This is a genomic window from Nonomuraea sp. NPDC003727 (assembly GCF_053586935.1).
In genome coordinates, this window is the sequence record NZ_JBSFNE010000028.1 from 80,524 (window position 1) to 91,383 (window position 10,860).

The window sequence follows — 10,860 nt, forward strand, 5'->3', positions numbered from 1 at the left end:
TCCCCATCTCCGCCTGCCACGCGGGCATCCGGAGTCTCACAAATCCCTGGAATCGCCCACGTCTCGTGAGCCACGTCCTGATTGTGGGAGCGAACGGAAGCGCCCGGCTGATCTCCCGGCAACGGCCGAGGAAGCCCGGGTGAACATCACAGCGGAACGGCCGCGCCGCCCTGCGACGGCGGATCCGTTGTCCGCCGCCGAGGTAGAGGCAGGCACGAGGTCTCCAGGCGCCCCACGAGGCGCCCTCCGACGAGGGCTGGAACGCCGGCATCCGGCTGATGCTGCAGCACCCGGCGATCCAAGGGGAACTCCTGCGGGCGAGCCGGGCCGCGCAGGAGGAACTGGCCGCCACCGTGGCCGAGCGGACCGGCACCGATCTCGACCGCGATCTCTACCCGCACCTGGTCGCCGGGTCGGTCGCCGCCGTCTTGTCGGCGGTGTCGGACCTGCTGCTGCGTGCCGACTCGCGGCCTCCGGTCGCCGAACTGCTGCGCGACGCCTTCCGCCAGCTCACCGCGGGGCTCCCCACGCCCTGACCCCCACCCGCGAGATCAACCGGCCGCGCGCCGGTCGATCCGTCATGCCCTCGAACACCCTAGGAGAGGTGTCATGGTCACAGACGTCGTCATCGCCGGAGCAGGCCCGAACGGTCTCATGCTGGCCTGCGAGCTCAGCCTGGCCGGCGTGCGCCCGCTGGTCGTGGAACGGCTCCCCGAGCGTACCCAGGAAAGCCGGGCCAACGGACTGGTCGGCCAGGTCGTGCGGATGCTCGACCGGCGCGGCCTGTACGAACGGCTCGCCGGAACCACCGACCCGCCCGCGCCGACCCCCGGTTTCGTGTTCGGCGCCCTGCCGCTGAACCTGCGCATGCTCGAGGACAACCCGCTCCACACCCTGCTGGCCCCACAGCGCAAGATCGAGCAGATGCTGGAGGAGCGGGCGATCGAGCTCGGCGTGGAGATCCGCCGGGGCCAGGAGGTCACCGGCTTCACCCAGCACGAGGACCGCGTCGTCATCGAGGTCTCCGGCGCGGCCGGGCCGTACCGGATCGAGGCCCGCTACCTGGTCGGCGCGGACGGCGGGCACAGCATCACGCGCAACCTCGCCGAGATCGCCTTCCCCGGGGTGACCACCGACCACACGATCTCGCGCACCGCCCACGCCAGGGTGCCCGCCGAGCTCGTCGACCCGGCCACCGGCGGGCTGGACCTGCCCGGATACGGCCCGATCCCGCCGATGCTGCATCACCGCACCGAGCGCGGCATGTTCGTCTACGCGCCGCTGCCCTCCAGCCCGTGGCCACTGGTCACCACGACCGAATGGAGCCAGGAGGACGCCGAAGGGCCGCTGACCATCCCCGAGCTGCGGGCCAGCATCGGCCGGGTGCTCGGCGTCGACATCGAGCTCGGCGCGCCCGAGGGCGAAGGGCCGCACCTGCTGCGCAAGCTCACCGGCGGCAACACCCGGCTGGCCGAACGGTTCCGCGACCGGCGCGTGCTCCTGGTCGGTGACGCCGCCCACGTGCACTCCGCGATCGGCGGCCCCGGGCTCAACCTCGGCCTGCAGGACGCGGTCAACCTCGGCTGGAAACTGGCCGCCGTCATCGGCGGCCGGGCCGAGGAGGACCTGCTGGACACCTACGAGGCCGAGCGCCGCCCGGCCGCCGAGCGAGTGATCATGTCCACGCGAGCCCAGGCCGCCCTCGTCGCCCCCGGCAGCGAGGTCACCGGGCTGCGCGAGCTGTTCACCGAACTGCTCGCCGACCCGGACAGCCTGCGGCGCGTCGCCGATCTCATGTCGGGCAACGACATCCGCTACGCCGCAGGCGACCATCCGCTGGTGGGCCGGTGGGCGCCCGACCTGATCCTCGACGACGGAGCGCGACTGGCCGAGCTGACCAGGGACGCCGGGCCGCTGCTGATCGACTTCACCGGCGGGGACTGGGGGCACCCCCAGGTGCGGGGACGCTCCGCCGGGTCCTGCACGGCCCTGCTGGTGCGGCCCGACGGGTACGTGGCCTGGGCGACCGACGTGCCGGAGCCTGACGACAAGTCGCGCGCGTCGCTCGAAGCCGCCCTCGCCCGCTGGTCGCTGACGCTCACCGCCGCCTGACCTGCTCGCAGGAGGCGTTCTTCGAACGTTGCCTGGCCGGCAGGACCATTGACCCCGGCGAGCAGGCCTGACGGCTCTGGGCGCGGAATGCGGGCGGGGAGGAGTCTGAGACAGGCACCTCCTTCAAGGGGCGGAGGGATGACATGAAACGCTCCATGACCGTGGCGACGCTGACAACCGCAGCTGTGGCAACCGCCGTAGCGGTGAGCGGAGGCGTCCTCGCCACCGCCGACCGCCGGCCGGAACCCACCGCCACGGCCGCCGGGTGGCAGCAGCCCTGCCGGCCGATGGGAGCGACGCACCGGATCGTGGCGGGGAAGTAGCCGACTTCGCCCGCACGGTGCGCGACAGCCAGCACGCTGAGATGTTCCAGATGCAGCGCTACGCGGGTATCGGCTAGAGGCGTGTCGCGGTGCGGACGAGGTCGGCGACGGCTTTGGATGTGCTGTGTGGTGGCCAGGCGATGACGGTCGTGACGGCCGGTGCGTCCGGCACCGGCACGATGGCGTGGTCGTCGCGTAGCCGGTCTCGGAGCGACTCGGGTACGACGGCGCAGGCCAGTCCGAGCGCGATCAGTTGGAACAGTTGGGTATGGTCGCGCACCTGCGGGCCGGGGCCGTCCGGATGGCCGCCATCTCGTCGAGGCCAGCGCGGCAGGGGCAGGTCCGTCTGGGCGTTGACCTCGACCAACGACAGATGCGCCCGGTTGGCGAGGGGATGACCCTTGGGCAGGACCACGACCTGCTGTTCGGTGTGCAGATCCTCGGTGTCGAATCCGGCTGTCGTGTCGTAAGGCCGGTGGAGCAGAGCAACGTCGGCACGCCCGGTGCGCAGCAGACTTTCCGGCTCGCCCGGCCCGCACAACATCACCTCGACTGCCACGGAGCCCGGTTCAGCGGCGTAGGCGTCCAGAAGCTTCGCCAACAGTTCCCTGGACGCTCCGGCCTTGGCGGCCAGCACCACACCCGGCTGGTCGCCCGCGGCACGGCGGGTTCGCCGCTCGGCGGCTTCGACCGCGTCGAGCGCGGTCCGGGCCTCCCGCAGCAGCACCGACCCGGCCTCGGTCAAGGCGATGGCGCGAGCAGTGCGGTGCAGCAGAACGACTCCGAGCCGCCGTTCCAGCTGCTGGATCGCCCGCGACAGTGGTGGTTGCGCCATCGCGAGCCGTTGTGCCGCCCGCCCGAAGTGCAGCTCCTCGGCGACGGCGACGAAGTATCGCAACTCCCGCGTCTCCACCCGCTCATCGTATCCAGCGCTGACCACGACCAATACCCGTGCGGTATCGCCGCCCACCCGACCGGTCTTGGACGCCCCACCCGAGTCCGCAACATGATCGACGGTATGAGTGAACGGACGATCGCGCTGGTGACCGGCGCGAACAAGGGAATCGGATACGAGATCGCCGCTGGCCTGGGCGCGCTCGGCTGGCGAATCGGTGTGGGCGCGCGCGATCGGCAACGCCGCGACACCGCGGTGGAGAAGCTGCGCGCGGCCGGGACCGATGCGTTCGGTGTGCCGCTCGACGTGACCGACGACGCAAGTGTGGCCGCGGCGGCCGAGCTGATCGCCGGCCATGCCGGAGGGCTCGATGTTCTGGTCAACAATGCCGCGATCACCGGCGGCGTGCCGCAGACACCGACCACGGTCGATCCCGCGACCGTGCGAGCTGTCGTGGAAACCAACGTGATCGGGGTCATCCGGGTCACCAACGCGATGCTGCCGATGCTGCGCGACTCGGCATCACCACGGATCGTCAACATGTCCAGCAGCGTCGGCTCGCTCGCCCTGCAAACCACACCCGGCATCGACATGGGCCAGGTTCCGGCCGCCTACTTGGCCTCGAAGACCTTCCTCAACGCCCTCACCATCCAATACGTCAAGGAACTGAGCGACACCAACATCCTGATCAACTCCGGCTGCCCCGGTTTCACCGCCACCGACCTCAACGGCTTCCGAGGCGTCCGCACACCACAACAGGGCGCGGCCATCGCGATTCACCTCGCGACCCTGCCCGACGACGGCCCGACCGGCGGATTCTTCGACGACGCCGGAACGGTGCCCTGGTGATCAGCACACCGGTGCCCACCATTCCCGTTCTCGAGGTCAGCCGCGCGTCGTGCATCGAAGGAGAAGCAAGACAATGGCAAAGGCAGTCAGGTACGACGAGTTCGGCGGAACCGAGGTCTTGCGGGTCGACGATGTCGACCGCCCCGTGCCTGACGACGGGCAGGTCCTGGTTCGGGTCAAGGCGGCAGGCATCAACCCCGGTGAGGCGGCCATTCGAACCGGCGCGATGGCCGGCATCTTTCCCTCGACGTTTCCGTCCGGGCAAGGCAGCGATCTCGCCGGGGTCGTCGCCGAGGTCGGCGTCGGAGTCGACCGATTCTCGGTCGGCGACGAGGTGATCGGGTTCTCCGAGAAGCGGGCCGCCCAGGCCGAGTTGGTCCTGGTCGACGTCGACAACCTCACACCCAAACCGAACGGCGTCCCCTGGGAGGTGGCTGGCGGCCTGTACGTCGCCGGGGTGACTGCCTGGGGGGCAGTGCATTCCGTGCAACTCGACAAGGGGGAGACCGTTGTCGTCTCCGCGGCAGCCGGAGGAGTCGGCTCGCTCGCCGTTCAGCTCGCTCGCCGTGCCGGAGCCACGGTCATCGGCCTGGCGAGCCGGCACAACCATGAGTGGCTGCAAGCACACGGTGTGATCCCGGTCGCATACGGCGACGGCGTCACCGACCGGATCAAGGCCGCCGCACCGAGCGGCATCGATGCCTTCATCGACACCCACGGCGGCGGGTACGTCGAACTGGCCCTTGCCCTCGGTGTCGCGGTCGAACGGATCGACACCATCGCCGATTTCGCGGCAGCCGCCAAGTACGGAGTCAAGACCGAACCCGGAACCAACGCCAGACCGGGCGCCGAGGTACTTGCCGAACTGGCCGCCCTGATCGCCGACGGACACCTCGAAGTCCCGATCGCCAACGTCTACCCGCTGACGCAGGTCCGCCAGGCCTACACCGAACTCGAACGCCGACACACCCACGGCAAGATCGTGCTCAGACCCTAACCGGCACCATGCGACGCAGCGCGCTCAAGGCTCTGCTCAACCGCAGGATGATCCCCGTCGGCGGGCCCGCCCGCCGGGCAGCGCGCGCCGGGGCGGGGTGCCGGTCGCCGCCTATCCGCGTGAGCCCGCCGACACCGGGTTCCCGCAGCGTGACTACCCGTGGGGCATCGAGGGCGAGCAGTCGGCGGTGGCGACCGGGGTGGTCACGGTGCTGACGACGGCGAAGGACGGCAGGTCGGAGTGGATCGCGGCGGGTCAGGCGTTGCAGCGGGTGCTGTTGTACGCGTGCGCGTACGGGGTGAGCGCGGCCTTCCACACGCAGGCGCTGGAGGTGCCGCTGCTGCGAGAGTTCTTGCGTGAGGAGCTGTGCGGAGGCGCGCGTCGTGCCCGGAGTACAAGGTCACCGCCGTGCGCCTGGGCGGCGGGAGGTGCGGGACGTGACCTTCGCCGCCGCACCCGGGGTCTTTCGCCTCTTGGCAGGCGGCTCGCAGAGGGGGTGGATGGGAGTGAAGTCTCCATCGCGGAGAGCCGACACCTGGCTGAGGAAAGCGGCACCATGAAAGCCAAACAGTGGACCGTGCAGATCTACATCGCCGAGGACGGAGACGACACCACGGCCAAGGCCGAACTCATCACGAGGGAGGGCACGCATCTGTCCGGAACCGGCCGGGCGCGGCGCAATCCGACCGATCCGTCGATCCCCGAGATCGGTGACGAGCTCGCGGCCTCGCGCGCACTCGCCGATCTCGCCGACAAGCTGGCCGTCGTCACGCAGCGCGACATCGCCCGCTTCGTGGACGCTCCGATGCCCAAATGGTCGTGGTGAACACCCGTGCCTGCTCGCCACCCGCGCGGGACACCGGCGCCACGCTGACGAATGTGACGGACGTGACGGACGGCCGGGCTCTTCGGCGCCGGATCCGGGACCTCAGCCCCCTGTACGGAACGTTCCAGACGCCGATACTGGAGTCATGACACGGTCGGACCCCGGCGCGTTCCCGCTGACGTTGGGGGTCGAGGAGGAGTTCTTCCTCCTCGACTCGGACACCGGCGTGCTCGCTCCCATGGCGACGCAGGTACTGGCCGGTCTCGACGGCCACGACGGCATCAAACCCGAGGCTCTGCGCTATCAGCTCGAGACGGTCACCGGCGTCTGCGCGACGATCGACCAGGTGGAACGCGAGGTCGCCCGCCGGCGCGTGATCGCGGCGACGGCGGCAGAGCAGGTCGGCTGCCATCTGGTGGCCTCCGGGGTCGCACCGGGATTCCTCCCGGACCTGGTGCCCCTCACCGACCATCCGCGCTACCGGCGGCTGGCCCAGCGCTATCCGCGGCTGGTGGCCACGACCGGCACCTGCGGGTGCCACGTGCACGTCGGCGTCCCGTCGCGCGAGCTGGGACTGCAGGTGATCGGGCGGTTGCGGCCATGGCTGGCGACGCTGCTCGCCATCAGCGCCAACTCGCCCATCGCCGGACACCGGGACACCGCCTGGGCGAGCCGGCGGTACCTCCGCTGGTCGCGATGGCCGTCGGCGGTGGCCCCCCGCGCCTGGCGCGACGTCGAGGAGTACGACGCCGAGGTGCGCGAGCTGGTCAGGACCGGCAAGATCCTGGACGAGCGCTCGGCCTACTTCCACGCCCGGCTGTCACCCCGCTACCCGACCGTCGAGGTGCGCGTCATGGACACCTGCCTCAGCGTCGACGACACCGTGCTCGTCGCCGCGCTGGTGCGGGAGCTGATGGCCGCCGCCGTGGCGGACATCCGGGAGGGCGTGCCCGTCACGCCGCTGACCGACGACCAGGTGGCCGCGGACCTGTCGGCCGCCGCCCGGCACGGGCTCGGCGCGGCGGCCGCGCTGCCCGACCGCGTCGCCCTGGCCGAGCCGGTCTGCACGCTGCTGGCCGCCTTCGTCCAGCGGGGCACCGGCGCGGACCGGCAGCGGGTCTTGTGGCAGCGGGCCGGCACGCTTCCCGCGTTCGCCAAGCTCATGGCCGAGGCCACGCTCGGCTCGGCGGTCGCCGCCCTGTCCCGCGGCACCTGCCTGGTCTGACCACCAGCGCGCCCTGGCCCCCTATGTCTGGAAGGGCCGGCCGCCGTCGTGGTGCCAAGCCGGCCGCCGTCGCGGCACCGAGCCGGACGGCGACCGGGCGACGATCACACCGCGCCTCAGGCCGACACCGGCTCGGGCTCGTCGCTGCTGTCCTTGCTGTCCTTGCTGTCCTTGCCGTCCTTGGCGGCCGGACGGCCGGCGTCCGCGGCCGGGACGTGGAGGATGCCGCCCCGCGCGTCGTACTCGTCGGCCTGCGGGTCGTCGAACCAGATGCCGCCGTCCCGCAGGTAGCGGAAGGCGAAGGTGAGCCCCTGCGGCACCGTCACGGTGACGGCGTGCCGGCCGTCGGGGCCCTTGGTCATCGGGTGGACGTAGGGGTCCCAGTCGTTGAAGTCGCCGACGACTGAGACCGGCCCGGTGACCTCGCCGGGCAACGAGAAGGTGATCGCGACCATGGCATTCTTGTCCGGCTTACCGCGCGAGATCATCTTTTCCCCCTGCATGCAGTGATGACTGGTGATGTCTCCTGCCGTCGTACGGCAGTCCGCGTACCCGGACAACGGAGCCACGCCGTCCATGACAGGCTCTTGACCGCGAAAGCACGTTCACCCCCGATTCCGGGCTTTTCGCCGCTGCCCGGACGTCACCTCGCCCGCGAACGGTCCTACCCACCGCCGACGTCACTTCCGCGATCGGTGCAGGATCCGGTCCAGGCGCGCGGCGGCGTAGCCGAGGACCGACAGCGCCGTGACGACGAGGAGATCGCCCGCGGCCAGCGGCTCGGTGCCGAGCAGCTCCCGCAGGGGCGGCAGGTACAGCCCGGCCAGTTGCAGGACCAAGGCGCCCGCGACGGCGAGCAGCAGCAGCGGGTTGGCCAGCGAGCCCGGCCGGGTGCGGGAGCCGAGCGCCACGCCGAGCTGGGCGGCGCCGAGAGCGAAGAAGATCATGCTCTGCCAGGGGCGGTCCGTCTGGTAGGCCCACACGCCGACACCGAGGCAGACCGCGGTGAGCACGACGGCGACGCGGACGACGCGTTGCCACAGCCCGGCGCCCAGGATGCTCTGCGACGGCGGACGGGGCGGTGTCGCCATGGCTTGCGGGATGGCGGGCTCGCCGCCCAGCGCCACCCCGGGCAGCCCGTGGGTGAGCAGGTTGATCCACAGGATCTGGGCGGGCAGCAGCGGAAGCGCGAGGCCGACGGCCGGGCCCAGCAGCATGACGGCGATCTCGGCCGCGCCGCCGGACAGGCCGTAGACCAGGAAGCGGCGGATGTTGGTGTAGACCCGGCGACCCTCCTCGACCGCCGCCACCACGGTGTTCAGGTCGTCGTCGGCCAGCACCAGATCGGCGGCCTGGCGGGCGACCTCGGTGCCGCGCCTGCCCATGGCCACCCCGATGTCGGCGCGGCGCAGGGCGGGCCCGTCGTTGACGCCGTCGCCGGTCATGGCGAGGATCTCGCCGCGTTCGCGCATGCTCTGGACGAGGACCAGCTTCTCCTCGGGGGTGGCTCTGGCGTAGACGGCGGCGTTCTGCCCGTCGAGCCCCCCGGCGGCGCGGCAGTCGACCACGGCGTCGCCGGCGTCGATGATGCCCAGGTCGGTGGCGATGGCGCGAGCCGTACCCGGATGATCGCCGGTGATCAGGACCGGCCGGATGCCCGCCCGCCGGCACGCGGCGATGGTCGCCGCCGCGGCGGCGCGCGGCGGATCCATGATCGCGACGAGCCCGAGCAGGGACAGGCCCCGCTCCTCGGCGTCCTGCGGTACGTCGGCCAGGTCGGCCCTGGCGACGGCCAGCACCCGGTAGCCGTCCCGGGCGAGCTCGTCGGCCCGCGCTCTGGCCCTGGCCAGCAGGGCGGGCTCGTCCACGAGGGCAGCCGCGTGGAGCAGCGCCTCCGGGGCGCCCTTGCACAGCACCACGGCGCCCCGGCCACCGGCCCGCCGGTGCACGGTGGTCATGCGCTTGCGCCCGCTGTCGAAGGGGATCTCGGCGTACCGGGGCAGGCCGCGCTCCAGCTCCGGACGGCGCAGGCCCGCCTTGGCCGCGGCCGCGAGCAGCGCCGCCTCGGTGGGATCGCCGATCGCGATCCACTCGCCCTCGTCGCCGGCGGACAGGGTGGCGTCGTTGCACAGCGCCGCCGCGGTCAGCAGGCCGGTGAGGCTCCGGTCATCGAGGGTTCCCTCCCGGGTGATCTCGCCGTCCGGCGCGTAGCCCGAGCCGGAGACCGCCGCCTCACCGGCGGGTGTCCACAGCCGCCTGACCACCATGCGGCCCTCGGTCAGCGTGCCGGTCTTGTCGGTCGCCAGCACGGTCACCGATCCCAGCGTCTCCACCGCGGGCAGCCTGCGCACCAGCGCATTGCGGGCGGCCATCCGGCGGGCGCCCAGAGCCAGGCTCAAGGTCACGACGGCGGGAAGCGACTCCGGTACGGCGGCGACCACCAGACTGATCGCCGTGATCACCATCAGCTCGATCGGCTGGCCGCGCACCAGCCCCAGGGCCAGCACCAGCGTGCACAGCAGGACGGTGACGCCGGCCAGCAGGCGGCCGACCCCCATCAGGCGCCGCTGCAGCGGGGTCAGGCCCGACCCCTGGGCCATCAGGGCGGCGATCCGGCCGGTCGCGCTGGCCACGCCGGTCGCGCCGGCCACCGCCCGCCCACGGCCCCGCACCACGACGGTTCCGGACGACACCTGCTCCTCACGCGCCTTCTCCACGGGGACCGACTCACCGGTCAGGGCCGACTCGTCGACGAGCAGGGCCGCCGACTGCGTCACCCTGGCGTCGGCGGGCACGATGTCGCCCTCGGCCAGCACCAGGAGGTCGCCCACCACCACGTCGGCGGCCGGCACGTGCTGCTCCACGCCGTCCCTGATCACCCGGGCGGCCGGGGCGGTGAGCCGCGTCAGCGCCGTGATGGCACGGTCGGCCCTGATCTCCTGGCTCACACCGACCGCGGTGTTGACCACGATCACCAGCATGATCACCGTCGTGTCGCTCCAGTCGCCGGTGACGATGGTCAGCACCACGGCCACCAGCAGCACCAGGATCAGCGGATCGCGCAGCTGGGACAGGATCCGGCGCCACAGCGGCACCGGGGGCTTCTCCGGCAGCAGGTTCGGTCCGTCGCGATCAAGGCGGTCAGCCGCCTCGGCCGATGAGAGCCCGTGGGGCGCGGTGGTGGTCGCCGACATCCTGCCCGTCCTCCGGTGTCTCCGTCGAGTGTCTTCGTCGAGTGCCTGGCACGTGATCTCAGTCTTCGGCGTGCCGCGCGGCCTGAACAGGGACGAAGGTCCCCGATACCCGGCCGTGCGAGGTGGCGTGCCGCACACCGGCGGGACCGCCGGGCAGCGAAGAGCACGCCAAGGGTGACCCCTCGCCGCGCTGCTGAGAAGATGTGAAACGTGCCCGATCCACTCATGCCGAACATGCGACTCGACGAGCTGCTGGCCGAACTCCAGGTCCGGTTGAACGCCGTGCTGGCCACCCGTGACCGGGTGCACGCCTTGCTGGACGCGGTGGTGTCGGTGGGCAGTGACCTGGATCTGGAGACGATGCTGCGCCGGATCGTGGAGACGGCGACCGATCTGGTGGACGCCAGTTACGGGGCGCTGGGCGTGGTGGGGGAGGAGC

The 10,860-nt window shown here is 71.6% G+C and carries 8 protein-coding genes and 2 pseudogenes; 7 read left to right on the forward strand and 3 right to left on the reverse strand.

The genetic code is table 11. The features are described 5' to 3' along the window. Positions 1-248: 248 nt before the first annotated feature. Together ACWDLG_RS40935 and ACWDLG_RS40940 are read left to right on the forward strand one after the other, a co-directional pair. Positions 249-536: pseudogene (locus ACWDLG_RS40935) on the forward strand (acyl-CoA-like ligand-binding transcription factor); the annotation flags it as partial. A gap of 73 nt (positions 537-609) precedes the next feature. Further along, a complete protein-coding gene (locus ACWDLG_RS40940) occupies positions 610-2,112 on the forward strand; it encodes an FAD-dependent monooxygenase (protein WP_449930388.1) in 1,503 nt (500 codons plus the stop codon). Between the two features lie 396 nt (positions 2,113-2,508). Here the strand turns inward: ACWDLG_RS40940 and ACWDLG_RS40945 are convergent, their stop codons facing one another. Beyond that, a complete protein-coding gene (locus ACWDLG_RS40945; RefSeq protein WP_449930390.1) occupies positions 2,509-3,348 on the reverse strand; it encodes a LysR family transcriptional regulator in 840 nt (279 codons plus the stop codon). Between the two features lie 105 nt (positions 3,349-3,453). Between ACWDLG_RS40945 and ACWDLG_RS40950 the strand changes: the two genes are divergently transcribed. From ACWDLG_RS40950 to ACWDLG_RS40965, 4 genes are all read left to right on the forward strand, one after another. Then, on the forward strand, positions 3,454-4,179 hold the full coding sequence (locus tag ACWDLG_RS40950) for an SDR family oxidoreductase (protein ID WP_449930392.1): 726 nt from the start codon (positions 3,454-3,456) through the stop codon (positions 4,177-4,179). A 73-nt stretch (positions 4,180-4,252) separates the two neighbouring features. After that, positions 4,253-5,176: an NADP-dependent oxidoreductase gene (locus tag ACWDLG_RS40955; RefSeq protein WP_449930394.1), complete on the forward strand. Its 924-nt coding sequence runs from the start codon at positions 4,253-4,255 to the stop codon at positions 5,174-5,176. Between the two features lie 97 nt (positions 5,177-5,273). Beyond that, positions 5,274-6,002 carry a DUF1876 domain-containing protein gene (locus ACWDLG_RS40960; protein WP_449930396.1) on the forward strand — a complete coding sequence of 243 codons (729 nt, stop codon included), beginning with the start codon at positions 5,274-5,276 and terminating at the stop codon, positions 6,000-6,002. A gap of 145 nt (positions 6,003-6,147) precedes the next feature. After that, the gene (locus ACWDLG_RS40965; RefSeq protein WP_449930398.1) at positions 6,148-7,227 is read left to right on the forward strand and encodes a carboxylate-amine ligase; all 1,080 of its coding nucleotides are present in this window, start codon (positions 6,148-6,150) and stop codon (positions 7,225-7,227) included. A 116-nt stretch (positions 7,228-7,343) separates the two neighbouring features. On the opposite strand, the gene ACWDLG_RS40970 is transcribed toward ACWDLG_RS40965, so the two are convergent. Together ACWDLG_RS40970 and ACWDLG_RS40975 are read right to left on the reverse strand one after the other, a co-directional pair. Beyond that, positions 7,344-7,715: an isoamylase early set domain-containing protein gene (locus ACWDLG_RS40970; RefSeq protein WP_449930400.1), complete on the reverse strand. Its 372-nt coding sequence runs from the start codon at positions 7,713-7,715 to the stop codon at positions 7,344-7,346. A gap of 192 nt (positions 7,716-7,907) precedes the next feature. Next, entirely contained in the window at positions 7,908-10,421 is a 2,514-nt protein-coding gene (locus ACWDLG_RS40975) for a cation-translocating P-type ATPase (protein WP_449930402.1), read from the reverse strand. Positions 10,422-10,646: 225 nt separating this feature from the next. Here ACWDLG_RS40975 and ACWDLG_RS40980 point away from each other — a divergent pair. Next, positions 10,647-10,860 (forward strand): annotated as a pseudogene (locus tag ACWDLG_RS40980) (histidine kinase); the annotation flags it as partial.